Source organism: Cohnella sp. AR92, assembly GCF_003990975.1.
Lineage (GTDB): Bacteria > Bacillota > Bacilli > Paenibacillales > Paenibacillaceae > Cohnella.
On the sequence record NZ_RZJR01000016.1, the window covers coordinates 80,076 to 104,492 of the forward strand.

The window sequence follows — 24,417 nt, forward strand, 5'->3', positions numbered from 1 at the left end:
CCGATCGCCTTCATACGAAATATCGTTCCAATCGATTGTCGTTCCCGCTTTCGAAATCCGCAGCAACGATGAAGGAGGGTTTGCTCCTTGTTAGACGTCAACAATTTTGAGTTTATGAAGATTGGTTTAGCTTCCCCGGACAAAATTCGTTCGTGGTCAAGAGGCGAAGTCAAGAAGCCTGAAACGATCAACTATCGTACGCTCAAGCCGGAGAAGGAAGGCTTGTTCTGCGAGAAGATCTTCGGACCGACCAAGGACTGGGAGTGTCATTGCGGCAAGTACAAGCGCGTGCGCTATAAGGGCGTCGTGTGCGATCGATGCGGAGTGGAAGTAACCCGCGCGAAGGTTCGCCGCGAACGGATGGGCCATATTGAATTGGCCGCTCCGGTCTCTCACATCTGGTACTTCAAGGGTATTCCGAGCCGTATGGGTCTTGCGCTGGATATGTCTCCTCGTTCGCTCGAAGAGATCATCTACTTCGCATCCTACGTCGTAACGGATCCGGGCGATACTCCTCTGGAGAAGAAACAGCTTCTCTCCGAGAAGGAATACCGCAGCTATCGCGAGAAGTACGGTTATGCGTTCCAAGCCGGCATGGGCGCGGAAGCGGTCAAGAAGCTGCTTCAGGACATCGACCTCGACCGCGAGCTGGATATGCTCAAGGAAGAGCTTCGCACGGCGCAAGGCCAACGCCGGAACCGCGCGATCAAGCGTCTAGAGGTCATCGAGTCGTTCCGCAACTCCGGCAACCTGCCGGACTGGATGATCCTCGACGTGCTTCCGGTTATTCCTCCGGAATTGCGTCCGATGGTACAGCTCGACGGCGGCCGCTTCGCGACAAGCGACTTGAACGACCTGTACCGCCGCGTCATCAACCGGAATAACCGTCTGAAGCGCCTGCTCGATCTCGGCGCTCCGGACATTATCGTGCAGAACGAGAAGCGCATGCTGCAAGAAGCGGTAGACGCCCTGATCGACAACGGCCGCCGTGGCCGTCCGGTAACGGGCCCGGGCAACCGTCCGCTGAAGTCCCTCAGCCACATGCTGAAGGGTAAGCAAGGCCGCTTCCGTCAGAACCTGCTCGGCAAGCGCGTCGACTACTCCGGCCGTTCGGTTATCGTAGTCGGTCCGGACCTGAAGATGTACCAATGCGGGCTTCCTAAAGAAATGGCGCTTGAGCTCTTCAAGCCGTTCGTCATGAAGGAACTCGTTCAGAAGGGCCTTGCCCACAATATCAAGAGCGCGAAGCGCAAAGTAGAACGCGTCAGCGCGGAAGTATGGGATGTTCTCGAAGACGTCATCAAGGAGCATCCGGTTCTGCTGAACCGCGCGCCGACGCTTCACCGTCTCGGTATTCAAGCGTTCGAGCCTATCCTGGTCGAAGGCCGCGCGATCAAGCTTCATCCGCTCGTATGTACGGCCTACAACGCCGACTTCGACGGTGACCAGATGGCTGTTCACGTACCGTTGTCCTCGGAAGCGCAAGCGGAAGCTCGCCTTCTCATGCTCGCTTCGGGCAACATCCTGAACCCGAAGGACGGCAAGCCGGTCGTTACTCCGTCTCAGGATATGGTACTCGGCTGCTACTACCTGACGATGGACAACAAGGAAGCGCATGGCTCCGGCCTGCGCCTGTCCGAAGTGAACGAAGCCGTGTCCGCGTACCAACGCGGAGCCGCTCACCTTCACGCTCGCGTCGTTATTCCGGTTAAGGCGCTGAACAAGAAGTCCTTTACCGACAAGCAGCAAGACGCTTTGCTCGTCACGACGATCGGCAAGATCATCTTCAACGAGATCTTCCCGGATACGTTCCCGTACATCAATGAGGCGACGAAGGACAACTTGCTTAAGGGTACGCCAGAGAAGTACTTTATCTACGATAAGGGCGCTAACCTGGATGAGATCATGGCATCGATTCCGACTCCTGGCGCCGTAGGCAAAGAATATCTCGGCCACCTAATCGGTGAATGCTTCAACCTGTATCACACGATGCAAACTTCGGTCATTCTCGACAACATCAAGAAGCTCGGTTTCACGTACTCGACGCGTGCGGGCATCAGCGTTGCGGTTGCCGACGTTATCGTGCCGCAAGAGAAGATCGACATTCTTCACAAGTCGGATGACGCCGTTAAGCTGATTACGACTCAATACCGTCGCGGTCTGATCACGGACGAAGAGCGGTATGACCGGATTATCGAAATCTGGTCGAAGACGAAGGACGAAATTACCGAAGTTCTGATGAAGTCGATGGACCGTTACAACAGCATCATGCTGATGGTCGACTCCAAAGCGCGGGGTAACAAGTCGCAGATCACCCAGCTGGGCGGTATGCGCGGTCTGATGGCGACGCCATCCGGCCGAATCTTCGAATTGCCGATCAAATCGAACTTCCGCGAAGGCCTTACCGTCTTGGAGTACTTCATCTCCACGCACGGAGCGCGTAAAGGTCTGGCCGATACCGCTCTTCGTACCGCCGACTCGGGTTACCTGACCCGCCGTCTGGTCGACGTAGCGCAAGACGTGATCGTTCGCGAAGAAGATTGCGGCACCGACAAGGGCATCATGGTTTCCCGCATCGAGGACGGCAAGGAAATCATCGAGGATCTGTACGACCGCATCGAAGGTCGCTACGCATTCGAGACGGTTCGCCATCCGGAGACGGGCGAGATCATCGTCGGACGCAACGACCTGATCGACGCCAACAAGGCGGAACAAATCGTCGGCGCCGGCGTTAAGAAGCTGCAGATCCGTTCGGTTCTGAGCTGCCGCGCTCGTCACGGCGTATGTAAGATGTGCTATGGACGCAACCTGGCAACGGGCAAGAAGGTCGAGATCGGGGAAGCGGTCGGTATTATCGCGGCTCAATCCATCGGCGAACCGGGTACCCAGCTGACGATGCGTACGTTCCACACCGGCGGCGTTGCCGGAGACGATATCACCCAAGGTCTTCCGCGTATCCAGGAGCTCTTCGAAGCCCGGAATCCGAAGGGCCAAGCGGTTATCTCCGAGATCGACGGCGTCATCAAGGAGATCCGCGAGACGAAGGATCGCCGCGAGATCGAAGTGCAAGGCGATGCGGAGACGAAGGTATACGCAGTCACTTACGGCTCGCGCATCCGCGTCTACGAAGGCCTGCACATCGAAGCCGGCGACGAACTGACCGACGGTTCCATCGACCCGAAGGAAATCCTTCGCATCAAGGGCGTACGCGGCGTGCAGAACTACATTCTGCAAGAAGTACAACGCGTATATCGGAACCAAGGCGTAGAAATCAACGACAAGCACGTCGAAGTCATGATCAAGCAAATGCTTCGCAAGATCCGGATCGTCGATCCGGGCGACACGAAGCTGCTGCCTGGCTCCTTCGTCGATGTGCATGAATACGAAGCGGCGAACCGCGAAGCGATCATGGCGGATCAAGAGCCTGCCGTTGCTCGGCCGGTCCTTCTCGGTATCACCAAGGCATCGCTCGAGACGGATTCCTTCCTCTCGGCAGCCTCGTTCCAAGAGACGACTCGCGTACTGACCGACGCTGCCATCAAGGGCAAGGTCGACCGCCTGCTCGGACTCAAAGAGAACGTTATTATCGGGAAGCTCATTCCGGCCGGTACCGGAATGTCCCGCTACCGCAACATCAAGGTGGTCTCGCCGCTGGATGAACCAGAAGACGAGCAAGCCGATCTTGAGGCGGTTACGGTCGAATAATAGTAATCCCTCTGGCGGCCCCTTCGGGGGTCGCTTTTTTATTTCCTTCAACCGGATGATCCTTCACGCCTAAGGTCCTCTTCCGTCACCCCGCGCCAATCCACGCCAATCCGCGTTCCATATAAGTCGTGGCTTCTCACCTTATCCCGCCATACACCCGCTTGGCCCGTCTACCTCTTTTTCAAAACGTTATTCCCGCGATATCCCCGGTGTCCTCCGCCATCCCACCTTCCGGATTCACTCTGTCCACATGTGCCTATCTCCGAATGAATGGTTTAAGGCCTTAATCTTTAACCTCATCGCTATCCACATGTTCGTAACCCGATCGCGGCTTCTTAATCGCATGAATGATTCACGTGATTATTCACATCATTCGGCGTTATCCACCCTTTGTCTGTTGATAGGCGGGCTTATGCTGAACAACTCCGTCTTGGGGTCCATTCATTCTTGTGGATAGGGGCTGAAATTCCCGATATCCACATGTGGACAGCCGCTCTGCTCCGACCTCATCGGGATGGAAGAGAACAGAGACGGACGGTTGCCCACAGGTGACTAACGCGAACGATCCGCAGCATTTGCGTTTTCGAAACGAAACCTTTTCCCAGATTGCAGGTAATTAATACGGTAGAGCGGAGGAGGAACGGAATGGAGACGGAGAGGCACGCCGATGGCGGTATCGTAGAGTTGGATCGCATTCACAAGCGTTACTCGAAGGAATTCGTGCTGCGAGGCGTCAGTATAACCATTCGAAGCGGAGAGATTCTGGCTGTCATGGGAAGGAACGGTTCTGGCAAAAGCACGCTGCTCCGAATAGCTGCCGGCCTGACGGTGCCAAGCCGGGGGGATCGAAAGGTTCGAGGGGAGCCGGGGATGGTGATCGCCTATGCCCCAGACAGGCTGCCGAAGCTTAGGTTTACTCCGAGAGAATATCTGAGGCACATGGTCGAGATAGACAGCCGGACCGTTTCGTCAAGCCATGCGAATTCCTCGGATTCCATCGAGAGTTACCTGGAGCGCTTCGGAATGGCGAATACGGGGAAGACGCTGATGAAGGACTTCTCGAAGGGCATGCTGCAGAAGATCAATCTCATTCAGGCGTTCCTGCGCGATCCCCATGTCCTGCTGCTGGACGAGCCTTTCTCCGGATTGGACGACGCCTCCAGGAAGCTGCTGGCCGATGAATTGACGGAACAGAAGAGCCGGGGGAAGGCGGTCGTCGTTGCCAGCCATGACGGAGAATGGGTCTCCCAGACGGCGGATCGGATCGTCGTTTTGAATGGCGGCGAGATCTCCTCGGAACGAAAGGCGGATACGCAGAAAAAAGTGCCGCGGAAGGTGATCGAGTGTTTGCTGCCGGATGGGCGGGGGGCGGACAGGGAACCTGGGGCGGAAGGTATCGTCCGTGCCGAGCGAAGCGGTCGACGGGCCCGGTATGAAGTGGAGGCTCCGTCAGCGGATCGGCTACTGATGAGTCTTCTGGAGCAGGGAGCTTCGATCGTCAGCGTGCAGGAGAAGGGAGACGGCTTATGATCGCTCTAATAAGGTACTTCTCCGCTTATTATCTTCGTTCCTATCGTCATCTTTTGCCCGTATGCGCGTATGTCGGAATCATCGTATGGGTTTATTCGGTTGTTCCGAATCCGGTGATGGACAGCTATGCCTTCACTTCTTTGTTATTATTCTTCGTGTCGGCCTGGATCGGCTATGGCTTCGTCGATCTGGAGCATGAAGCCCAGCGGCTTGTTACGTATTCCCGAGCCGGCAGCATGGCGCGCTACTGCGGAGCGCAGTACTTGTTCATGATGATGATCGCGGCTGCGTTCAGCCTTCTGGCAACGGTTTATCCGATTTTATTCGATAAGTTCGACCGAACGCCTACCTTAGAGGAAGCTTTGGTCGCCGCCGGCGCCCATCTCGTGCTAGCATCTCTCGGAATCGCGTGCGCGATGTGGTTCTCGGAGAAAATGGTCGCGAGCCGGATGACGGCCATCTTGGGGCTGTTGCTCACCTTGGCGATCTCGGCCGGCGCCATGGGGATTGCCGAACAGCTTCCAAGCGGAGCGAAGGGAATTCTGTGGCTGCTTCCGCCCGTTAGCCGCGTGACGGATGTATTTATCAATTATGAGGATAGCTCCTCGATTTGGATCGTTTTTGTTCTGCTGCTTCCGGCGCTTTATTCGGGCGTCCTGTTGTGGGGTTATATACGAGTTGCCAAGGCGAAAATGTACTAGGAATCGACCTTGGTCAGGGCTTCAGGCGAGCGGCTGGGAGCGCTGCGCGCTAACAAAAATAATCCTTTAACCGTATCGGTTGAATCCTTGACACGGGCTATATCGGATGATAAGATGTTCTAGTGTGTGCCCGACGTGCTGAAACTTATGCTACTGGAGGTCGAATGTCCATGGATGACGTGGAACGTTTGGAACCGGGAACCATCAAGGTAGGCACAAAGCAGACGATCAAGACGGTCGAACAACACAAAGCCTCCTTGGTCTATGTAGCGCAAGATGCAGATTCGCGCCTATTGAATCGTATCGTGCAGATTTGCAAACAGCACTCCGTCAAGGTTGTGTTTGTAGATACGATGCGCAATTTAGGCAAAACATGCGGAATTGAGATCGGCACGGCTTGCGCCGCTGTCGTAGAGGAATAGGAATTACGGGTTTAGCCGTTCTGGAATTGTCACTTTGGCGAGGAGAGAAGCGGTCGAACCCTTTCGCATTTCTCAAAATGAACCGCCTGGGTCTGTGGACTTCGCTCCGCTAGGGCAGGATGCCGTTATTCTTTGTTCTCTAACATTATGGGAAGGGGGTGGCAATACCATGCCAACAATCAACCAACTCGTACGCAAAGGCCGCGAAGCTAAGGTCGTCAAGTCGAAGTCCCCTGCTCTGCAGAAGGGCTACAACGCTCTGAAGCGCGTTGAAACCGATCTGAGCGCTCCTCAGAAGCGCGGTGTATGTACTCGTGTAGGTACGATGACTCCGAAGAAGCCAAACTCCGCACTTCGTAAGTATGCCCGTGTTCGTCTGACGAACCGCGTAGAAGTTACGGCTTACATTCCGGGTATCGGTCACAACCTGCAAGAGCACAGCGTCGTGCTGATTCGTGGCGGTCGTGTAAAGGACCTTCCGGGTGTCCGTTATCACATCGTTCGCGGCGCTCTGGATACCGCAGGCGTAAACAACCGCAAGCAAGCTCGTTCCAAGTACGGAACGAAGCGCGCAAAGGCCAAAAAATAAGATCGGGCGCCTAGGTTTAAACTAGAGCTCGTTCATGAAGAATGAGAAAGGAGGAATTACTCGATGCCACGTAAAGGACCAGTACCGAAGCGGGACGTTCTCCCGGATCCGGTATACAATAGCAAGCTGGTTACTCGTCTCGTAAACCGGATCATGATCGACGGGAAGAAGGGCGTTGCGCAACAACTGTTGTACAATGCGTTCAACCTGATTCAAGAGCGTTCCGGCAAGGACCCAATGGAAGTCTTCGAAGCGGCTATCAAGAACATCATGCCGGTACTCGAAGTTAAGGCTCGTCGCGTAGGTGGTGCAAACTACCAAGTTCCGATTGAAGTGAAGCCGGAGCGCCGTACGTCCCTTGGACTTCGTTGGCTCGTCAACTACTCCCGCAACCGCGGCGAGAAGACGATGGAAGAACGTCTTGCAGCTGAGATCATGGACGCAGCCAATAACACTGGCGCAGCCGTGAAGAAGCGCGAAGACACGCACAAAATGGCTGAGGCCAACAAAGCATTCGCCCACTACCGCTGGTAAGCCAGAGGAGTTACGGAAGCGAAAGGAGACCAAAGTATGTCAAGAGAGTTCTCCTTACAGAATACGCGTAATATCGGGATCATGGCGCATATTGACGCGGGCAAGACAACGACCACGGAACGGATTCTGTTCTACACCGGACGCGTTCATAAGATCGGCGAAGTGCACGAAGGCGCCGCTACGATGGACTGGATGGAGCAAGAACAAGAGCGCGGCATCACGATTACGTCTGCTGCGACGACCGCTCAGTGGAAGGGTCACCGCATCAATATTATCGACACCCCAGGGCACGTTGACTTCACGGTTGAAGTTGAACGCTCCCTGCGCGTATTGGACGGAGCCGTTGGCGTATTCAGCGCCAAGGAAGGCGTAGAACCGCAATCCGAGACGGTATGGCGTCAAGCTGACCGTTACGGAGTACCGCGTATCGCCTATGTAAACAAGATGGACATCATCGGCGCAGACTTCCTGCGTGTCGTTCAAGACATGCGCGCTCGTCTGCAAGCCAATGCTGTCGCTATCCAATTGCCGATCGGCGCCGAGAACGACTTCAAGGGCATGATCGACCTGATTGACCGGGTCGCTTATGTTTACCAAGACGATCTGGGCAAAGATCCGGTGAAGTCCGAGATTCCTGCCGAGCTGGCCGACCAAGTCGAAGAGCTTCGCATGGAATTGGTAGAGAAGGTTGCCGAGCTTGACGAAGAGCTGATGATGAAGTACCTCGAAGGCGAAGAGCTGACGGTTGCTGAGATCAAGAAAGCTCTCCGCAAGGGCGTCGTGGAAGTTAAGATCTTCCCGGTTGTCTGCGGATCTTCCTACCGCAACAAAGGCGTACAGCCTATGCTGGACGCAGTCGTTGACTTCCTGCCGGCTCCTATCGACGTTCCGGATATCAAGGGACATCTCGAAGACGGCACGGAGACGACGCGCAAATCCGCGGACGATCAACCGTTCTCGGCACTCGCGTTCAAGATCATGACCGACCCTTACGTCGGTAAGCTGACGTTCTTCCGCGTGTACTCCGGCGTACTGGCTTCCGGTTCGTACGTACTGAATGCAACGAAGAACAAGCGCGAGCGTATCGGCCGTATCCTGCAGATGCATGCGAACAGCCGTCAAGAAATCAGCGAAGTATACTCCGGCGACATCGCCGCTGCCGTCGGTCTTAAGGACACGACGACGGGCGACACGCTGTGCGACGAGAAGAATCCGGTTATTCTCGAGTCCATGAACTTCCCAGAGCCTGTTATCCAGCTTGCGGTTGAGCCTAAGACCAAGGCCGACCAAGACAAGATGGGTATCGCCCTGCAGAAGCTGGCCGAAGAAGATCCGACCTTCCGCGCGCATACCGACGAAGAAACGGGTCAAACGATCATCGCCGGTATGGGTGAGCTTCACCTTGAGATCCTGATCGACCGCATGCTTCGCGAGTTCAAGGTCGAGACGAACGTCGGTAACCCGCAAGTTGCTTACCGCGAAACGTTCAAGCAAGCGGCTAAGGTTGAAGGCAAGTTCGTACGTCAGTCCGGCGGTCGCGGTCAATACGGCCATTGCTGGATCGAGTTCGAGCCTCTTGAGCCGGGCCAAGGCTTCATCTTCGAGAACAAGGTTGTCGGCGGCGCCGTACCGCGCGAATATATCGCTCCGGTACAAGCCGGTATCGAAGAGTCGATGAAGAATGGCGTCCTGGCGGGCTTCCCGCTGGTTGACATCAAAGCCACGATCTTCGACGGTTCGTACCATGACGTCGACTCCAACGAAATGGCGTTTAAGATCGCCGGTTCGATGGCGCTTAAAGCAGCTAAGGACAAATGCGCTCCTGTCCTGCTTGAGCCGATCATGAAGGTTGAAGTTACCGTTCCTGAAGAGTACATGGGCGATGTCATGGGCATGCTCAGCTCCCGTCGCGGACGCATTGAAGGCAGCGATACCCGTCACGGTGCGCTGATCGTCAGAGCGAAAGTGCCGTTGGCTGAAATGTTCGGCTACTCCACGGTTCTTCGTTCCGGTACGCAAGGCCGCGGCGTGTTCTCCATGGAACTGTCGCACTACGAAGAAGTGCCGAGATCCATTTCCGAAGCGATCATCGCTAAGAACAAAGGCGCTTAATTTTATGTAATCGGACGGGCTAGGGAATGCTTCGGCATATCCCTTCCCGCCACCCTATAAATTTCCTTTACTTATAAGGAGGAGAACTTTCAATGGCAAAGGCTAAATTCGAACGTACGAAACCGCACGTTAACATCGGCACGATCGGTCACGTTGACCATGGCAAAACGACGACGACTGCTGCAATCACGACGGTACTGTCCAAGCGTTATGGCGGTGCTGCCGTAGCATTCGACCAAATCGACAAGGCTCCGGAAGAGCGCGAGCGCGGTATCACGATCTCGACGGCTCACGTTGAGTACGAAACTCCTAACCGTCACTATGCACACGTTGACTGCCCTGGACACGCCGACTATGTTAAAAACATGATCACCGGCGCTGCTCAAATGGACGGAGCTATCCTGGTTGTATCCGCTGCTGACGGCCCAATGCCGCAAACGCGCGAGCACATCCTGCTCTCCCGCCAAGTAGGCGTTCCTTACATCGTCGTATTCCTGAACAAGTGCGACATGGTTGAAGACGAAGAGCTGCTTGAACTGGTTGAGATGGAAGTTCGCGACCTGCTGACCGAGTATGAGTTCCCAGGCGACGACACTCCGATCATCCGCGGCGCTGCTCGTGAAGCTTTGTCCAACCCAGAAGGTCCTTGGGCTGACAAGATCATCGAACTGTTCGACGCTATCGACTCCTACATCCCAACTCCTGAGCGCGACACGGCTAAGCCTTTCCTTATGCCAGTCGAAGACGTGTTCACGATCACGGGCCGCGGTACGGTTGCTACGGGCCGCGTAGAACGTGGTACGGTTAAGGTTGGCGAAGAAATCGAGATCATCGGTCTGCACGAAGATACTCGTAAGTCCGTTGTAACGGGCGTTGAAATGTTCCGTAAGCTGCTTGACTCCGCTCAAGCCGGCGACAACATCGGCGCACTGCTTCGCGGTGTTGACCGTAAGGACATCGAGCGCGGCCAAGTACTGGCTAAGCCGGGTTCCGTTAAGCCGCACACGAACTTCACGGCTTCCATCTACGTCCTGACCAAAGAAGAAGGCGGCCGTCATAAGCCTTTCTTCACGGGCTACCGTCCGCAGTTCTACTTCCGTACGACTGACGTTACGGGCATCATCAACCTGCCAGAAGGCACTGAGATGGTTATGCCTGGCGATAACGTTACCGTTACCGTTGAACTGATCGCTCCGATCGCTGTTGAAGAAGGAACTCGCTTCTCCATCCGCGAAGGCGGCCGTACGGTTGGCGCTGGCGCTGTTGCAACGATCCAAAAATAATCGCTTAACCGCGATAAGAAAGACCGCTTCGGACTTGTCCGGGCGGTCTTTTTTTTTATCTTTTGATCCTACATAATCACCCGGCATTTATGGAAAAGTTAATGAGGAGGAAAGGCAGACTAGGAGGTGCAGTTTGTACATGAGGAGATCCGTCGCACCTATCATACTCGTTGTCCTTATCCTTGCTGCTTCCTTAGGATGCCAGAGACAAAGCACCGATAGCGGTGAGCAAGACTTAATGCAGATTAAATCGAACAACGGGAAGAGTTCGACGAAGGTCATCCTACTATTGATTGATTCCTTAATGGCGCAGCAGATTGACCATGGGATTCTACAGAAAGAGCTTCCTGCGTTTAAGAAGCTGATAGAGCAAGGGCATTATTATAAGGATATGGTCAGTTCGTTTCCGACCATGTCCGTATCGATTGACAGCTCGCTGATGACCGGAGCTTATCCGAACGAGCATCGAATTCCGGGACTTACCTGGTATTCCTGGGAAGATAAGAAAGTCATTAATTACGGGACCGGACCGATGGAGGTCGCTAAGCAAGGAGTAGGCGAGACAATGGTCGATGCGGTGATGAACTTAAACGGAAGCCATCTGAATTCCCATTTGACGACGATATATGAGGATTTAGCGAGAAGGGGCAAGACCTCAGGATCAATTAACGGCCTTATTTACCGCGGCTCTACCGAACATCAGCTAACGATTCCGGCATGGCTTCAAGCAATAACGAAGCTTCCTCATGAGGTTCAAGTCAAAGGACCGGACTTATTGGCGTTGGGCACTCTTGCGAATCCGTTCGAGGAGGTCCGCTCTATGCCGGATGGAGTCGCCGATCGCTTCGGAATCAACAATTCCTATTCGCTCAAAGCGTTGAATTATTTGATTGATGCGGATAAGCTGCCTGATTTTCTCTACGTGTATTTGCCTGATCTGGATCAGAAAATACATAAGAAAGGCCTTTCGGATCTGGGTGGAATTAAGGACGTCGATCAGCAGCTGCAGCCGCTATTGGACAAACTTGATTCTAGGAAAAAGAGTATGGACAAGGTTGTGCTTATGATTGCAGGGGATAGCGGGATGACTCAAATTTTGCCTGCCGCGAGCAATTCGAAAATTGACTTGCCTTCGATTTTAAAGGATTATCAGGTACTCCCGACAGGCGAAAAGGTGAGCGGTGATACGGATATCGTACTTGCGGTGAATGAGACGATGGCTTATCTCTATAACCTTGATCCGAATAAGGGTCTTGGTAAGATCGCTCAGACCATTGCTGCCGATTCCCGAATCGGTATCGTCTCATGGAGAGAGGGGGACTGGATTCGAGTCGTTCAAGGAGAAACCGGCCGCGAGCTGAAGTATAAGCAGGGTGGTAGTACGATCGATCCTTATGAGCAGAAATGGACGATTGTTGGTGATTTAGCGGTGTTGGATCTCAAGATCGATGAGAGCAAGCAAGCATTGAGCTTTGGCCAATACCCTGATGCGTTAATGCGGCTCTCCGGATCGCTTCATTCGCATGAGGGGGAATATCTTGTGATAACGGCCAAGCCAGGCTACGAGCTTGCGGACCGAAGCTCCCCGACACACGCAGGAGGAGGGGGCCATGGTTCTCTCCATCGGCAGGAATCGCTTGTCCCTCTTATCCTGTATGGGACCGATCAAACGCCTCAATACTTAAGAATTATCGACTTGAAGCCGTTTATTCTTAACCTGCTGGACAGCAAGACCCGCGTATCGTCAAGGGATCTCACTTAGAGGGATCGACGATGATACGCGGGTTCTTTTAATCAAAAACGTTCTTATTTAATTTTCTCCGGTTCCGGATAATCGATGCCTAATGTTTCGACCGTAACCTTCTTCATGACGGGCGGATTCTCGGGGGTGGACTGTTCTCCGCTTCCGTTGTCGTAAGTCGGCAGCGCGACGAGCTCGTCGACGACGTCCATTCCTTCCGTTACTTTGCCGAATGCGGCGTACATTCCGTCAAGGAAGTCGGCTTTGTCCACCATGATGAAGAATTGGGATCCAGCGCTGTTCGGACTATCCGATCTTGCCATGGAGAGAACTCCGCGTTCATGAAGCAGCTTGTTCATGACGCCGTTGTTCTCGAATTCGCCTTTAATCGAATATCCCGGATTGCCGCGGCCATTGCCTTTGGGATCGCCGCCTTGAATCATGAATCCGGGCACCAGGCGATGGAAGGTTAATCCGTCATAGAAGCCGCTCTTTACAAGCGAGATGAAATTATTGACGGTGTTCGGCGCGACTTCGGGATAAAGCTCGGCTTTGATGATTTTGCCGCTGTCCATCTCGATCGTCACGACCGGGTGGCTTGCTTTCGGGTCAACCTTGCCGGTGGCCGCGGCGGGTTCTTTGTTCTTGTTGCCGCATCCCGCCAATACGGACAGCAGGGCGATTCCCGCCAGCAGAAGCAAGAACGACTTGCGCGAGTAAGATCTCATGAATGGGTAAGGCCTCCTTATGCTTGTTCAAGCTGAATCATAGCACAAGAAGGATAGCTTATCCAATGCTCAGACTGGAGCCGTAGGAAAGCATTAGACAGTGTTTCTTCTATATATATGTGTTAGGATTAGCATGTCCAAACGAACGGAAAGCAAGCGGGCGCGCAGTTATGAAAATGAATAAAATTTTGTTGCATTTGACTGGGCAGATCGCTATAATAGTGAATGTTGGTCTGTGACTGTGCGATGATGCGAGAGGTTGCCGACACACCCGGCCCCTTTGCCATAGGGTGGCTAGAGGGAGCTTGTCGGGTTATTCTCGCGGAGTATGTCCGATTCCAAAATTGGGCGAATGAAGGAGGGAATTTCTATGGCAAAGCAAAAAATCCGTATCCGTTTGAAGGCTTACGATCACCGCATTCTTGATCAATCCGCGGAGAAGATCGTTGAAACGGCAAAGCGCACGGGTGCCGGCGTATCCGGTCCGATCCCGCTGCCGACCGAGAAGCAAGTCATTACGATCTTGCGCGCGGTCCACAAGTACAAGGATTCGCGTGAGCAGTTCGAAATGCGCACGCACAAGCGCTTGATTGACATCGTCAATCCTACGCCGCAAACGGTAGACGCGCTGATGCGCCTTGACCTGCCGTCCGGCGTGGATATCGAAATCAAGCTTTAATAATTATCAACAGATCATTTGAAGAAGGAAAAGAGGTGTCAACATGAAAGGAATCTTGGGACGTAAGATCGGAATGACTCAAGTGTTCGCCGCAGACGGAAGCGTCGTGCCGGTAACCGTAGTCGAAGCAACTCCGAACGTCGTTCTGCAGGTTAAGACTGCGGAGAACGATGCATACGAAGCGGTTCAGCTTGGTTTCGCAGACAAGCGCGAGAAGCTCTCGAACAAGCCTGCTATCGGCCATGCCAAAAAAGCCAACACTGGCCCCAAGCGCTTCATTCGCGAAATCAGCGGTTCGCAAGACCTCGAGGTCGGTGCGGAAGTCAAAGTTGACGTATTTGCTGAGGGAGAGTTTGTTGACGTTACGGGTATTTCTAAGGGTAAGGGAACGGCTGGCGCCATCAAGCGTTGGGGCTTCCAACGCGGTAAGATGACGCACGGTTCCAAGTACCACCGCGGTAACGGTTCGCTCGCAACGATCCGCGACGCTAACCGCGTACCGAAGGGCAAGAAGATGCACGGCCGTCTTGGCAGCGAAACGATCACGGTTCAAAACCTGGAGATCGTCAAGGTTGACCTTGAGCGCAACGTGCTTCTGATCAAGGGCTCCGTACCAGGCGCTCGCAACAGCTACCTCAAAATCCGCGCAGCGGTAAAGAAATAAGAACTGCTTAAGAAAGGAGGACCACTCTCATGCCAAAAGTGTCTGTATATAACGTAAGCGGCAGCCAAGTAGGCGAGCTCGAACTGGCAGAGAACATTTTCGGCGTTAACCCGAATACTCATGTTCTTCACAGCGCGATCGTTCTGCAACAAGCTTCCGTACGTCAAGGTACGCACAAAACGAAAGGCCGTTCCGAAGTTCGCGGTGGCGGTCGTAAACCATGGAAACAAAAGGGCACAGGACGCGCTCGTCAAGGCTCGATCCGTTCCCCGCAATGGAAGGGCGGCGGTGTCGTCTTCGGACCAACTCCGCGCAGCTACGGCTTCAAGCTTCCTCGTAAAGTTCGCCGTCTGGCGATCAAGTCGGCTCTGTCCAGCAAGGTAATCGGGAACGAAATCATCGTTCTGGATCAACTGAACCTGGCTGCTCCGAAGACGAAGGAATTCGCGAAGATCCTGAACAACCTCAAGGTAGAACGTAAGGCTCTGGTCGTTACGGCTGACTACGAGGATAATGTGGCGCTGTCCGCACGCAACATTCCTGGAGTGAAGTTCGTCTCCGCTACAGGTATCAACGTGCTTGACATCATGGTGCATGATAAGCTTATCATCACCAAAGATGCGGTCGCCAAAGTCGAGGAGGTGTTCGCGTAATGAAAAACCCTCGCGATATTATCAAGCGTCCGGTCATTACCGAGCGCACGAGTGAATTCATCGAACAACTGAAATACGTGTTCGAAGTGGATCTCAGAGCTAACAAGACCGAAATCAAGCTTGCTATCGAAGCCATCTTCGGCGTTAAGGTCGCAAGCGTAAATACGCTTCGCATGCCGGCTAAGCCTCGTCGCTACGGCCGTCACAACGGCTACACTTCCGAATGGAAGAAAGCGATCGTTCAACTGGCCGAAGGCAGCAAGCCGCTCGAATTCTTCGAAGCATCCGTATAACAAGTCTCTAAAGTAAGGAGGGAAACCAAGTGGCAGTTAAAAAGTTTAACCCGACATCGCCAAGCCGTCGTCAAATGACGATGTCCACGTTCGAGGAAGTAACGACTTCGACTCCCGAGAAATCGCTTCTCGCCCCTCTGCCTAAGCGCGGCGGACGTAACCACCAAGGTAAGATTACGGTTCGTCACCAAGGCGGCGGTCACAAGCGTAAGTACCGGATCATCGACTTCAAGCGTAACAAGGACGGCGTTCCTGGACGCGTTGCGTCGATCGAATACGATCCAAACCGTACTTCTTACATCGCACTGATCAACTACCTGGACGGAGAGAAGCGTTACATCATCGCTCCTAAGGGACTGAAGGTCGGCGACGAAATCGTGTCCGGCGCAGAAGCCGACATCAAGGTGGGCAACGCCCTTCCGCTGGAGAACATTCCGGTCGGTACGGTTATCCACAACATCGAGCTGAAGCCAGGTAAGGGCGGACAATTGGTTCGCGCAGCCGGTACGGAAGCTCAATTGCTCGGTAAGGAAGACGTTTATGTAACGATTCGTCTGACTTCCGGCGAAATCCGCAAGGTCCTGAAGCAATGCCGCGCTACCGTTGGTTCCGTAGGCAACCAAGACCACGAACTGATCAACATCGGTAAAGCAGGACGCAATCGTAACCTGGGCAAACGTCCAGTCGTTCGCGGTGTCGTCATGAACCCGGTAGATCACCCTCACGGTGGTGGCGAAGGCCGCGCTCCGATCGGCCGCAAATCCCCGATGTCTCCTTGGGGCAAGCCGACGCTCGGTTACAAGACCCGCAAGAAGAAGAAAGCATCCAGCCAATATATCGTACGTCGCCGCAAGTAAAGGCCGTACGCCGGGTGGCGATAACGGCCAACCCTCACTCTGGGTTGAAGGGAGGATTTTACCATGGGTCGCAGCTTAAAAAAAGGGCCTTTTATCGACGACTACCTGCTTAAGAAGGTAGACGCGCTTAACGAAGGCAGCAAGAAGGTTGTAATCAAAACGTGGTCCCGCCGCTCTACGATTTTCCCGCAGTTCGTCGGACACACGTTCGCTGTATACGACGGCCGCAAGCATGTTCCGGTTTACGTATCGGAAGACATGGTCGGTCACAAGCTCGGTGAGTTCGCTCCGACGCGTACTTACAAGGGACACACCGACGACGACAAGAAGACAGGCAAGCGATAAGAACTCTATGTCCGGGCAACCGGTGCACGTAACGCAAGAGAGGAGGTACATCGATGTCTCAAGAAGCGAAAGCCGTAGCGAGCTACATTCGCATTCCGGCACGTAAGGTTCGACTGGTTGTCGACCTGATTCGCGGCAAGAAGGTTGGCGAAGCGATCGCCATCCTGCGCCACACTCCGCGCTCCGCATCTCCTGTTCTGGAGAAGTTGCTGAACTCTGCCGTGGCGAACGCTGAGCACAACTACCAACTGGACGTGAACAAGCTGGTGATCAGCCAAGCTTATGTCAATGAAGGCCCGACCCTGAAGCGGTTCCAGCCTCGTTCGCAAGGTCGCGCGTTCAGTATCTTCAAGCGGTCCAGCCACATCACGCTGGTCGTATCCGAAAAATAAGGGAGGGAAAACGTGTGGGTCAAAAAGTAAATCCCGTTGGTCTTCGCATCGGCGTCATCCGCGATTGGGAATCCAAGTGGTACGCTGACAAAGATTTCGGCACCCTTCTGATGGAGGATGTCAAAATCCGCGAATTCCTCAAAAATAAACTTAAAGACGCAGCTGTATCTCGCTTCGAGATCGAGCGCGCAGCTAACCGCGTGAACGTAACTATCCACACTGCCAAGCCGGGTATGGTTATCGGTAAGGGCGGTTCGGAAGTGGAAGTTATCCGCGGCGAACTGACGAAGCTTACGAACGGCAAGAAGGTACACATCAACATCTCCGAGATCAAGAATCCGGAATTGGATGCAACTCTCGTTGCTGAAGGCATTGCTCAACAGCTCGAGAAGCGCACTTCGTTCCGCCGCGCGATGAAGCAAGCGATCCAACGCACGATTCGTCAAGGCGCGAAGGGAATCAAAACGTCGGTCAGCGGACGTCTGGGCGGCGCGGAAATCGCACGTACGGAAGGCTACAGCGAAGGAACGGTTCCGCTGCATACACTGCGCGCGGACATCGACTATGGAACGGCAGAAGCGCACACGACTTACGGTCGTATCGGCGTCAAAGTCTGGATCTATCGCGGCGAAGTCCTTCCTGCTAAGAAGAAGAGAGCAGTTCAGGAAGGAGGCAACTGATCATGTTGGTCCCTAAACGCGTCAAACACCGCAAGCAGCACCGCGGTAAGATGAAAGGCCAAGCCAAAGGCGGCCAAACGGTAGCGTTCGGCGAATACGGCCTTCAAGCTCAAGAGCCTTCTTGGGTAACGAACCGTCAGATCGAAGCCGCTCGTATTGCCATGACCCGTTACATCAAGCGTGGCGGTAAGGTTTGGATCAAGGTATTCCCTGACAAGCCGATCACCCAGAAGCCTCTCGAAGTCCGGATGGGTAGCGGTAAAGGTAACGTCGAGAAGTGGGTAGCCGTCGTTAAGCCGGGCAAGGTCATGTTCGAACTGGCTGGCGTATCCGAGGAAGTTGCACGTGAAGCGATGCGTCTTGCAGCGCACAAGCTGCCGATCAAGACGAAGTTTGTGAAACGTGAAGAACTGGGTGGTGAAACGAATGAAGGGCAGTGAGTTCCGTAACTTGACGTCCGTCGAGATCGAACAGAAGGTCGCCGGCTTCAAGGAAGAGCTGTTTAACCTCCGTTTCCAACTGGCAACAGGCCAACTGGACAACCCGCACCGCATCAGCGAGCTGCGCAAAGAGATTGCCCGGGCCAAAACAATTCTGCGCGAGCGTGAACTCGGCATCGGCTAAACCCCGACTATAAACCCCGAAGACGCTTCCGGGAAGGAGGATTTCAATGAGCGACCGCAATAACCGCAAGGTGCAGATCGGCAAAGTCGTATCCGACAAGATGGACAAAACGATCGTAGTGGCTGTCGAAACGTACAAGAAACACAGCCTCTATCACAAGCGCATCAAGTACACGAAGAAATTCAAGGCTCACGACGAGAACAACGACGCGAAGATCGGCGATACCGTGAAGATCATGGAGACCCGCCCGCTTTCGAAGGATAAGAACTGGCGCCTTGTTGAAATTACTGAGAAAGCCGTTATTCTGTAACGCGACCTCACCGTTTACTGAAAGGAGGACCTAACGATGATTCAACCGTTTACGAGATTGGCTGTTGCCGACAACTCCGGTGCCAAAGAACTGATGTGCATCCGCGTGCTTGGCGGTACAGGACGTCGTGTCGGCCACATCGGCGATCTGATCGTTGCTTCCGTAAAACAAGCAACACCAGGCGGCGTTGTCAAGAAAGGCGATGTCGTGAAGTGTGTTATCGTCCGTACGAAGCGTTCTGTACGCCGTAAAGATGGTTCCTATATCGCGTTCGACGAGAACGCAGCCGTAATCGTCAAAGAAGACAAGAGCCCGCGCGGCACTCGTATCTTTGGACCAGTCGCTCGCGAACTTCGCGACCGCGACTTCATGAAAATCATTTCCCTGGCTCCGGAAGTTCTGTAATCCGGCTGATGCTCATGGAGAAACACTCAAGGAGGTGTACCCATGCCCCGTTTGAAAAAAGTGCTTGAATCGCACAACAATAAGCTGCACGTGAAGAAGGATGATACGGTCATCGTCATCACCGGCAAAGACAAGGGTAAGAAAGGCCGAGTAATCGCCGCTTATCCACGCGAGAACCGCGTTTTGGTCGAAGGCGTGAATATGGTCAAGAAGCATACCCGCCCGAGCATGAACAACCAACAAGGCGGTATCATCGAGCAAGAAGCTCCGATCCACGTATCCAACGTCATGATCGCGGATCCGAAGGACGGCAAGCCGACCCGTATCGGCTACAAGGTGCTTGAGAACGGCAAGAAAGTCCGTATCGCTAAGCGCTCCGGTCAAGAAATCGATTAATCCAAGTACAGACGGAAAGGAGGTCACTGTGACAAATGGCAGCAAGAATGAAAGAACGTTTCCAGAATGAAGTAACTCCTGCTCTTATGCAGAAGTTCAGCTACAAGTCGGTCATGCAAGTGCCGAAGGTAGAGAAGGTTGTCATTAACATGGGCGTAGGCGACGCGGTTCAAAACTCCAAGGTTCTGGATTCCGCCGTTGAAGATCTTCAGAAGATCGCTGGTCAGAAGCCGGTAATCACCCGTGCCAAGAAGTCCATCGCAGGCTTCCGCCTTCGTGAGAACGCGCCGATCGGTGCAAAGGTCACGCTGCGCGGCGACCGCATGTACTACTTCCTTGACAAGCTGTTCAACATCTCTCTTCCTCGCGTACGCGACTTCCACGGTGTGTCGAGCAAGGCGTTCGACGGTCGCGGCAACTATACGCTTGGTTTGAAGGAACAGCTGATCTTCCCGGAAATCGAGTACGACAAAGTCGACAAGATTCGCGGGATGGATATTGTTATCGTAACGACGGCTAATTCGGACGAAGAAGCGCGTGAACTGCTGACCCAACTGGGCATGCCGTTCACGAAGTGACGTCGCCCACCTGGCCTTGAGCCAAGGGACCCATTGGGAGGTGTGAAAGCAAGTGGCAAAAACGTCGATGAAGATTAAGCAACAACGCCCGCCGAAGTTCCAAGTCCGTGCTTACACGCGGTGCGAGCGTTGCGGACGTCCGCACTCCGTATTGCAAAAGTTCAAGATTTGCCGGATTTGTTTCCGTGAGTTGGCATACAAAGGCCAGATTCCTGGCGTTAAAAAAGCGAGCTGGTAATCAGCCTAGTTCGGGAAGGAGGTTTACCCCATGGTTATGTCTGATCCCATTGCAGATATGCTTACGCGCATTCGCAACGCGAATCTGGTGCGTCACGAGACGGTTGAACTGCCAGCCTCTACCGTGAAAAAGCAAATCGCAGAAATCCTCAAGCGTGAAGGCTTCATCCGTGATGCTGAATACGTTGAGGACAACAAGCAAGGGTTGATCCGTATTTTCTTGAAGTACGGACCTAACAACGAGCGTGTTATTACGGGCCTGAAGCGCATTAGTAAGCCTGGCCTGCGCGTATACACGAAGTCGAACGAAGTACCTCGCGTACTGGGCGGCCTCGGCATCGCGATCATCTCTACATCCAAAGGCATCGTAACCGATAAGGAAGCCCGTCAAGGGAAGTCCGGCGGCGAAGTGCTCTGCTACGTTTGGTAATAGAACCCGCACAAGATAGGAGGTGTACCCATGTCCCGTATCGGACGTAAACCGATCCAGGTGCCTAACGGCGTGGACGTGAACCTGGATAACAATACGATTACGGTCAAAGGCCCTAAGGGAACTTTGTCCCGTGAATTGCACAAAGATATGAAGGTAACGGTCGAATCGAACGTTATCAACGTTGAGAGACCTTCCGATCAGAAGCTTCACCGCTCTCTGCACGGTACGACGCGCAGCGTCGTCGCTAACATGGTTAGCGGTGTAACGGATGGCTTCTCGAAGAGCCTTGAGCTGGTTGGCGTAGGTTACCGTGCAAGTAAGTCGGGCGAGAAGCTCGTACTGAACGTTGGTTACTCTCATCCGGTCGAGTTCGTTCCTGAGAAAGGCATCGAATTCGAAGTTCCTGCTCAGAACAAGATCATCATCAAGGGCATCGACAAGGAAGCTGTCGGCTCTATCGCTGCCAAGGTGCGCGACGTTCGTCCGCCAGAGCCTTACAAAGGCAAAGGCATCAAGTACGAAGGCGAGCGCATTATCCGCAAGGAAGGCAAGGCAGGTAAGAAGAAATAATAAAACGAAGTTGCGGGTGGCTTGAGAAGCGAATCATAAGCTGCCCAGATGCAACCGTTAAGGAGAGCTCTAAATGATTACCAAAGGCGATAAGAACAAAGCCCGTCTGAAGCGCCACCTTCGCGTGCGCAAGAAGATCAGCGGCACCAACGAACGTCCGCGTCTGTCCGTGTTCCGTTCCTCGAAGCACATCTACGCGCAACTGATCGACGATATCAAGGGCGTAACCCTGGCTTCCGCTTCGACGGTTGACAAGGAGATCGCAAGCGAGATCAAGAACGGCGGCAACGTCGAGTCCGCAAGCAAGGTTGGCGAACTGATCGCCAAGCGTGCTCTGGCTAAGGGATATAACAACGTCGTGTTCGATCGCGGCGGCTACCTGTACCATGGACGTATTCAAGCTCTGGCGAACGCAGCTCGCGAAGCTGGTCTCCAGTTCTAAAAATCAAATTTTGACACAAGGAGGGTAAACGACTTGCGTGTAGATCCAAACACATTGGAACTGACTGAAAAGATGGTTCAGATCAACCGCGTTGCCAAGGTCGTCAAGGGCGGTCGCCGTTTCAGCTTTAGCGCACTCGTCGTTGTCGGAGACGGCAAAGGCTGGGTTGGCGCAGGAATCGGCAAAGCAGGCGAAGTTCCTGACGCGATTCGCAAAGGCATCGAAGATGCCAAGAAAAATCTGATTTACATTCCGCTGGTCGGCACGACGATTCCGCACGCTGTTACGGGACACTTCGGCGCCGGCAAAGTGCTGCTGAAACCGGCATCGGAAGGTACGGGCGTTATCGCGGGCGGCCCTGTCCGCGCAGTGCTCGAACTCGCCGGAGTCGGCGACATTTTGACGAAATCGCTCGGCTCTTCCAACTCCATGAACATGGTTAATGCAACGTTGGAAGGACTTTCCCGACTGAAGCGCGCTGAAGATGTAGCGAAACTCCGCGGTAAGACCGTGGAAGAGCTGTTGGGTTAAGGAGGGGTACGAAATGGCAAAACTGCAAATCACCCTCAAGCGCAGTCTCATTGGCCGTCCTGAGGTTCAACGCCAGACGGTTCAATCTCTGGGTCTCCGTAAGGTGAACTCTACCGTCGTTAAAGAAGACAACGTGGCCATTCGCGGCATGGTTAATGCCGTTAGCCACCTGGTTGAAGTTAAAGAAGTTTAAGATATTCCTGCAAGGGCAAATCACTCAAGGAGGTGCGACGAACGATGAAATTGCATGAACTTTCTCCTGCTGAAGGATCCAAGTTCAGCCGCAAGCGCGTCGGTCGCGGCATCGGCAGCGGTATGGGCAAAACGTCCACTCGCGGTCACAAAGGTCAAAACGCTCGTTCCGGCGGCGGTGTTCGTCCCGGATTCGAAGGCGGCCAGAACCCTCTGTACCGTCGCTTGCCGAAGCGCGGCTTCAACAATGATCGCTTCGCTACTGAACATGCGATCGTTAACCTGGAACAACTGAACGTATTCGCGGCTGGAACTGAAGTAACGCCAGAGCTTCTTCTCGCTCAAGGGATCGTCAAGAACCCGAAAGACGGTATCAAGATTCTGGGCGCCGGCGAACTGAACGTTAAGCTGACGGTTAAGGCTCACAAGTTCTCTCAAACCGCAGTTGCTAAGATTCAAGCCGCCGGCGGTACAACCGAGGTGATCTAATGTTCGCGACCGTCTCCAACATTTGGAAAGTAGAGGACCTTCGCAAGAGGATCCTGTTTACCCTTTTCATCCTGCTTGTCTATCGCGTAGGTTCTTTCATTCCGGTTCCGAACATCGACAAAAGCGTACTTGAGGCTGCCAACGAGCAAGGCAACGAGCTCTTCGGTCTCCTCAATACGTTCTCCGGCGGCGCGCTGTTCCACTTCTCCATTTTTGCGCTGGGGATTATGCCTTACATCACGGCTTCGATCATCGTGCAGCTTCTGTCGATGGACGTCATTCCCAAGTTCGCGGAATGGGCTAAAGAAGGCGAGAACGGCAAGCGTAAGCTGGCGCAGGTCACACGATACGGGACGGTCATCCTGGGTCTGATCCAGGCATTCGCAACAGCGATCGGGTTCAACCGAATCTACAATAGCGATATGGTTATCGATCCATCTTGGGCTACCTACATCATGATTGCGATCGTGTTGACGGCTGGTACTGCATTCCTGATGTGGCTCGGAGAGCAAATCAATGAGAAGGGGATCGGCAACGGGATCTCGATCCTGATGTTCGCCGCTATCGTATCGCGGGTACCGCAATACGCGCAGGACATCTACCGGGATCAATTCGCTAACAATGACGGAGAGCTCTTCTGGGCGATCATCAAAGTAGCGATTCTTGCCGTTATCGTGCTTTTCATTATCGTTGGTGTTATCTTCATTCAGCAAGGGATGCGTAAAATCCCGGTTCAATACGCCAAGCGTGTTGTCGGGCAGAAGATGTACGGCGGACAGTCGACGCACATTCCTCTCAAGGTGAATGGCGCCGGCGTTATCCCGGTCATCTTCGCTTCCTCGCTGCTTATGTTCCCGGTTACGATCGCCCAATTCGCGGCGGGTCATAGCTGGGCGAACTGGATCATCAGCAACTTGTACTACGACAAACCGCTTGGTATGGTCCTGTACATCCTTCTGATCGTCGGATTCACCTTCTTCTACACGTTCGTTCAGTTCAATCCTCAACAATTGGCTGACAACATGAAGAAGAACGGCGGCTACATCCCAGGCATCCGCCCGGGCAAGCCGACTTCCGGTTACCTGATGAAGGTTATCACGCGTATCACCTTGGCAGGCGCATTGTTCCTTGCGGTGATCTCGATTCTGCCGGTTATCTTCGGTTCGGCCTTCGGCCTTCCGAGAACGGTGCAATTAGGCGGCACCTCGCTGCTCATCCTCGTCGGCGTTGCCCTCGAGACGATGAAGCAGATCGAGAGCCAACTGATCAAGAGACATTACAAAGGATTCATCAACAAGTAAC

Annotated in this window: 32 protein-coding genes; 31 read left to right on the top strand and 1 reads right to left on the bottom strand. The window is 53.8% G+C overall.

Features of this window, described 5'->3' with window-relative positions:
- Nucleotides 1-87: 87 nt before the first annotated feature.
- The 9 genes from rpoC (at nt 88) to ELR57_RS23435 (ending at nt 12,638) form a co-directional block, all read left to right on the top strand.
- A complete protein-coding gene (gene rpoC, locus ELR57_RS23395; protein WP_126961541.1) occupies nt 88-3,705 on the top strand; it encodes a DNA-directed RNA polymerase subunit beta' in 3,618 nt (1,205 codons plus the stop codon).
- A gap of 645 nt (nt 3,706-4,350) precedes the next feature.
- Nucleotides 4,351-5,235 carry an ATP-binding cassette domain-containing protein gene (locus ELR57_RS23400; RefSeq protein ID WP_126961543.1) on the top strand — a complete coding sequence of 295 codons (885 nt, stop codon included), beginning with the start codon at nt 4,351-4,353 and terminating at the stop codon, nt 5,233-5,235.
- Nucleotides 5,232-5,936: a hypothetical protein gene (locus tag ELR57_RS23405; RefSeq protein ID WP_126961545.1), complete on the top strand. Its 705-nt coding sequence runs from the start codon at nt 5,232-5,234 to the stop codon at nt 5,934-5,936. The genes ELR57_RS23400 and ELR57_RS23405 overlap by 4 nt, the downstream gene beginning before the upstream one ends.
- A 170-nt stretch (nt 5,937-6,106) precedes the next feature.
- Nucleotides 6,107-6,358, top strand: a complete 252-nt coding sequence (locus ELR57_RS23410) for a ribosomal L7Ae/L30e/S12e/Gadd45 family protein (protein WP_126961547.1) — start codon at nt 6,107-6,109, stop codon at nt 6,356-6,358.
- A 169-nt stretch (nt 6,359-6,527) separates the two neighbouring features.
- A complete protein-coding gene (gene rpsL, locus ELR57_RS23415) occupies nt 6,528-6,947 on the top strand; it encodes a 30S ribosomal protein S12 (protein WP_126961549.1) in 420 nt (139 codons plus the stop codon).
- Nucleotides 6,948-7,010: 63 nt separating this feature from the next.
- On the top strand, nt 7,011-7,481 hold the full coding sequence (gene rpsG / locus ELR57_RS23420; protein ID WP_126961551.1) for a 30S ribosomal protein S7: 471 nt from the start codon (nt 7,011-7,013) through the stop codon (nt 7,479-7,481).
- Between the two features lie 36 nt (nt 7,482-7,517).
- On the top strand, nt 7,518-9,593 hold the full coding sequence (gene fusA / locus ELR57_RS23425; protein WP_126961553.1) for an elongation factor G: 2,076 nt from the start codon (nt 7,518-7,520) through the stop codon (nt 9,591-9,593).
- 92 nt (nt 9,594-9,685) lie between these two features.
- The gene (gene tuf / locus ELR57_RS23430) at nt 9,686-10,876 is read left to right on the top strand and encodes an elongation factor Tu (RefSeq protein WP_126961555.1); all 1,191 of its coding nucleotides are present in this window, start codon (nt 9,686-9,688) and stop codon (nt 10,874-10,876) included.
- A 139-nt stretch (nt 10,877-11,015) separates the two neighbouring features.
- The gene (locus ELR57_RS23435; RefSeq protein WP_126961556.1) at nt 11,016-12,638 is read left to right on the top strand and encodes an alkaline phosphatase family protein; all 1,623 of its coding nucleotides are present in this window, start codon (nt 11,016-11,018) and stop codon (nt 12,636-12,638) included.
- A gap of 44 nt (nt 12,639-12,682) precedes the next feature.
- On the opposite strand, the gene ELR57_RS23440 is transcribed toward ELR57_RS23435, so the two are convergent.
- A complete protein-coding gene (locus tag ELR57_RS23440) occupies nt 12,683-13,345 on the bottom strand; it encodes a peptidylprolyl isomerase (protein WP_126961558.1) in 663 nt (220 codons plus the stop codon).
- 370 nt (nt 13,346-13,715) lie between these two features.
- Between ELR57_RS23440 and rpsJ the strand changes: the two genes are divergently transcribed.
- From rpsJ to secY, 22 genes are all read left to right on the top strand, one after another.
- Nucleotides 13,716-14,024 (top strand): 30S ribosomal protein S10, encoded by a 309-nt coding sequence (gene rpsJ / locus ELR57_RS23445; RefSeq protein WP_027092000.1) that lies wholly within the window; start codon nt 13,716-13,718, stop codon nt 14,022-14,024.
- A 43-nt stretch (nt 14,025-14,067) separates the two neighbouring features.
- Nucleotides 14,068-14,688, top strand: coding sequence for a 50S ribosomal protein L3 (rplC, locus tag ELR57_RS23450; protein WP_126961560.1), 621 nt, complete (start codon nt 14,068-14,070; stop codon nt 14,686-14,688).
- 29 nt (nt 14,689-14,717) lie between these two features.
- A complete protein-coding gene (rplD, locus tag ELR57_RS23455) occupies nt 14,718-15,341 on the top strand; it encodes a 50S ribosomal protein L4 (RefSeq protein WP_126961562.1) in 624 nt (207 codons plus the stop codon).
- Nucleotides 15,341-15,634, top strand: coding sequence for a 50S ribosomal protein L23 (gene rplW / locus ELR57_RS23460; RefSeq protein WP_126961564.1), 294 nt, complete (start codon nt 15,341-15,343; stop codon nt 15,632-15,634). Before rplD ends, rplW begins: the two co-directional genes overlap by 1 nt.
- A gap of 29 nt (nt 15,635-15,663) precedes the next feature.
- On the top strand, nt 15,664-16,491 hold the full coding sequence (rplB, locus tag ELR57_RS23465; RefSeq protein WP_126961566.1) for a 50S ribosomal protein L2: 828 nt from the start codon (nt 15,664-15,666) through the stop codon (nt 16,489-16,491).
- Between the two features lie 63 nt (nt 16,492-16,554).
- Nucleotides 16,555-16,836: a 30S ribosomal protein S19 gene (rpsS, locus tag ELR57_RS23470; RefSeq protein WP_126961568.1), complete on the top strand. Its 282-nt coding sequence runs from the start codon at nt 16,555-16,557 to the stop codon at nt 16,834-16,836.
- A 53-nt stretch (nt 16,837-16,889) separates the two neighbouring features.
- Complete coding sequence (gene rplV / locus ELR57_RS23475) at nt 16,890-17,228, top strand: 50S ribosomal protein L22 (RefSeq protein ID WP_126961570.1); 339 nt, start codon at nt 16,890-16,892, stop codon at nt 17,226-17,228.
- A gap of 14 nt (nt 17,229-17,242) precedes the next feature.
- Nucleotides 17,243-17,908: a 30S ribosomal protein S3 gene (rpsC, locus tag ELR57_RS23480; RefSeq protein ID WP_126961572.1), complete on the top strand. Its 666-nt coding sequence runs from the start codon at nt 17,243-17,245 to the stop codon at nt 17,906-17,908.
- A gap of 2 nt (nt 17,909-17,910) precedes the next feature.
- Nucleotides 17,911-18,348, top strand: a complete 438-nt coding sequence (gene rplP, locus ELR57_RS23485) for a 50S ribosomal protein L16 (protein WP_126961574.1) — start codon at nt 17,911-17,913, stop codon at nt 18,346-18,348.
- Nucleotides 18,335-18,532, top strand: coding sequence for a 50S ribosomal protein L29 (gene rpmC, locus ELR57_RS23490; protein WP_126961576.1), 198 nt, complete (start codon nt 18,335-18,337; stop codon nt 18,530-18,532). Before rplP ends, rpmC begins: the two co-directional genes overlap by 14 nt.
- Nucleotides 18,533-18,578: 46 nt before the next feature.
- Nucleotides 18,579-18,842, top strand: a complete 264-nt coding sequence (rpsQ, locus tag ELR57_RS23495) for a 30S ribosomal protein S17 (RefSeq protein ID WP_126961578.1) — start codon at nt 18,579-18,581, stop codon at nt 18,840-18,842.
- 36 nt (nt 18,843-18,878) lie between these two features.
- Nucleotides 18,879-19,247 carry a 50S ribosomal protein L14 gene (rplN, locus tag ELR57_RS23500; RefSeq protein WP_126961580.1) on the top strand — a complete coding sequence of 123 codons (369 nt, stop codon included), beginning with the start codon at nt 18,879-18,881 and terminating at the stop codon, nt 19,245-19,247.
- A gap of 42 nt (nt 19,248-19,289) precedes the next feature.
- The gene (gene rplX / locus ELR57_RS23505) at nt 19,290-19,643 is read left to right on the top strand and encodes a 50S ribosomal protein L24 (protein ID WP_238162665.1); all 354 of its coding nucleotides are present in this window, start codon (nt 19,290-19,292) and stop codon (nt 19,641-19,643) included.
- Nucleotides 19,644-19,678: 35 nt separating this feature from the next.
- Entirely contained in the window at nt 19,679-20,221 is a 543-nt protein-coding gene (rplE, locus tag ELR57_RS23510; RefSeq protein WP_126961582.1) for a 50S ribosomal protein L5, read from the top strand.
- A gap of 52 nt (nt 20,222-20,273) precedes the next feature.
- Nucleotides 20,274-20,459 (top strand): type Z 30S ribosomal protein S14, encoded by a 186-nt coding sequence (locus ELR57_RS23515; RefSeq protein ID WP_090117903.1) that lies wholly within the window; start codon nt 20,274-20,276, stop codon nt 20,457-20,459.
- Nucleotides 20,460-20,489: 30 nt separating this feature from the next.
- Nucleotides 20,490-20,888: a 30S ribosomal protein S8 gene (gene rpsH / locus ELR57_RS23520; RefSeq protein WP_126961583.1), complete on the top strand. Its 399-nt coding sequence runs from the start codon at nt 20,490-20,492 to the stop codon at nt 20,886-20,888.
- A 30-nt stretch (nt 20,889-20,918) separates the two neighbouring features.
- A complete protein-coding gene (gene rplF / locus ELR57_RS23525; protein ID WP_126961585.1) occupies nt 20,919-21,461 on the top strand; it encodes a 50S ribosomal protein L6 in 543 nt (180 codons plus the stop codon).
- A gap of 73 nt (nt 21,462-21,534) precedes the next feature.
- The gene (gene rplR / locus ELR57_RS23530; protein ID WP_126961587.1) at nt 21,535-21,903 is read left to right on the top strand and encodes a 50S ribosomal protein L18; all 369 of its coding nucleotides are present in this window, start codon (nt 21,535-21,537) and stop codon (nt 21,901-21,903) included.
- 33 nt (nt 21,904-21,936) lie between these two features.
- A complete protein-coding gene (gene rpsE, locus ELR57_RS23535; protein ID WP_126961589.1) occupies nt 21,937-22,434 on the top strand; it encodes a 30S ribosomal protein S5 in 498 nt (165 codons plus the stop codon).
- 13 nt (nt 22,435-22,447) lie between these two features.
- The gene (gene rpmD, locus ELR57_RS23540; protein ID WP_126961591.1) at nt 22,448-22,627 is read left to right on the top strand and encodes a 50S ribosomal protein L30; all 180 of its coding nucleotides are present in this window, start codon (nt 22,448-22,450) and stop codon (nt 22,625-22,627) included.
- 44 nt (nt 22,628-22,671) lie between these two features.
- Nucleotides 22,672-23,115 (top strand): 50S ribosomal protein L15, encoded by a 444-nt coding sequence (gene rplO, locus ELR57_RS23545; RefSeq protein ID WP_126961593.1) that lies wholly within the window; start codon nt 22,672-22,674, stop codon nt 23,113-23,115.
- Entirely contained in the window at nt 23,115-24,416 is a 1,302-nt protein-coding gene (secY, locus tag ELR57_RS23550) for a preprotein translocase subunit SecY (RefSeq protein ID WP_126961595.1), read from the top strand. The genes rplO and secY overlap by 1 nt, the downstream gene beginning before the upstream one ends.
- Nucleotide 24,417 lies beyond the last annotated feature (1 nt).

What these genes read in the sequence shown, in the direction of transcription:
- ELR57_RS23400 (WP_126961543.1), top strand. Translation starts at nt 4,351, where the DNA reads ATGGAGACGGAGAGGCACGCCGATGGCGGTATCGTAGAGTTGGATCGC.
- ELR57_RS23405 (WP_126961545.1), top strand. Translation starts at nt 5,232, where the DNA reads ATGATCGCTCTAATAAGGTACTTCTCCGCTTATTATCTTCGTTCCTAT.
- ELR57_RS23410 (WP_126961547.1), top strand. Translation starts at nt 6,107, where the DNA reads ATGGATGACGTGGAACGTTTGGAACCGGGAACCATCAAGGTAGGCACA.
- rpsL (WP_126961549.1), top strand. Translation starts at nt 6,528, where the DNA reads ATGCCAACAATCAACCAACTCGTACGCAAAGGCCGCGAAGCTAAGGTC.
- rpsG (WP_126961551.1), top strand. Translation starts at nt 7,011, where the DNA reads ATGCCACGTAAAGGACCAGTACCGAAGCGGGACGTTCTCCCGGATCCG.
- fusA (WP_126961553.1), top strand. Translation starts at nt 7,518, where the DNA reads ATGTCAAGAGAGTTCTCCTTACAGAATACGCGTAATATCGGGATCATG.
- tuf (WP_126961555.1), top strand. Translation starts at nt 9,686, where the DNA reads ATGGCAAAGGCTAAATTCGAACGTACGAAACCGCACGTTAACATCGGC.
- ELR57_RS23435 (WP_126961556.1), top strand. Translation starts at nt 11,016, where the DNA reads ATGAGGAGATCCGTCGCACCTATCATACTCGTTGTCCTTATCCTTGCT.
- ELR57_RS23440 (WP_126961558.1), bottom strand. Translation starts at nt 13,345, where the DNA reads ATGAGATCTTACTCGCGCAAGTCGTTCTTGCTTCTGCTGGCGGGAATC.
- rpsJ (WP_027092000.1), top strand. Translation starts at nt 13,716, where the DNA reads ATGGCAAAGCAAAAAATCCGTATCCGTTTGAAGGCTTACGATCACCGC.
- rplC (WP_126961560.1), top strand. Translation starts at nt 14,068, where the DNA reads ATGAAAGGAATCTTGGGACGTAAGATCGGAATGACTCAAGTGTTCGCC.
- rplD (WP_126961562.1), top strand. Translation starts at nt 14,718, where the DNA reads ATGCCAAAAGTGTCTGTATATAACGTAAGCGGCAGCCAAGTAGGCGAG.
- rplW (WP_126961564.1), top strand. Translation starts at nt 15,341, where the DNA reads ATGAAAAACCCTCGCGATATTATCAAGCGTCCGGTCATTACCGAGCGC.
- rpsS (WP_126961568.1), top strand. Translation starts at nt 16,555, where the DNA reads ATGGGTCGCAGCTTAAAAAAAGGGCCTTTTATCGACGACTACCTGCTT.
- rplV (WP_126961570.1), top strand. Translation starts at nt 16,890, where the DNA reads ATGTCTCAAGAAGCGAAAGCCGTAGCGAGCTACATTCGCATTCCGGCA.
- rplP (WP_126961574.1), top strand. Translation starts at nt 17,911, where the DNA reads ATGTTGGTCCCTAAACGCGTCAAACACCGCAAGCAGCACCGCGGTAAG.
- rpmC (WP_126961576.1), top strand. Translation starts at nt 18,335, where the DNA reads ATGAAGGGCAGTGAGTTCCGTAACTTGACGTCCGTCGAGATCGAACAG.
- rpsQ (WP_126961578.1), top strand. Translation starts at nt 18,579, where the DNA reads ATGAGCGACCGCAATAACCGCAAGGTGCAGATCGGCAAAGTCGTATCC.
- rplN (WP_126961580.1), top strand. Translation starts at nt 18,879, where the DNA reads ATGATTCAACCGTTTACGAGATTGGCTGTTGCCGACAACTCCGGTGCC.
- rplX (WP_238162665.1), top strand. Translation starts at nt 19,290, where the DNA reads ATGCCCCGTTTGAAAAAAGTGCTTGAATCGCACAACAATAAGCTGCAC.
- rplE (WP_126961582.1), top strand. Translation starts at nt 19,679, where the DNA reads ATGGCAGCAAGAATGAAAGAACGTTTCCAGAATGAAGTAACTCCTGCT.
- rpsH (WP_126961583.1), top strand. Translation starts at nt 20,490, where the DNA reads ATGGTTATGTCTGATCCCATTGCAGATATGCTTACGCGCATTCGCAAC.
- rplF (WP_126961585.1), top strand. Translation starts at nt 20,919, where the DNA reads ATGTCCCGTATCGGACGTAAACCGATCCAGGTGCCTAACGGCGTGGAC.
- rplR (WP_126961587.1), top strand. Translation starts at nt 21,535, where the DNA reads ATGATTACCAAAGGCGATAAGAACAAAGCCCGTCTGAAGCGCCACCTT.
- rpmD (WP_126961591.1), top strand. Translation starts at nt 22,448, where the DNA reads ATGGCAAAACTGCAAATCACCCTCAAGCGCAGTCTCATTGGCCGTCCT.
- rplO (WP_126961593.1), top strand. Translation starts at nt 22,672, where the DNA reads ATGAAATTGCATGAACTTTCTCCTGCTGAAGGATCCAAGTTCAGCCGC.
- secY (WP_126961595.1), top strand. Translation starts at nt 23,115, where the DNA reads ATGTTCGCGACCGTCTCCAACATTTGGAAAGTAGAGGACCTTCGCAAG.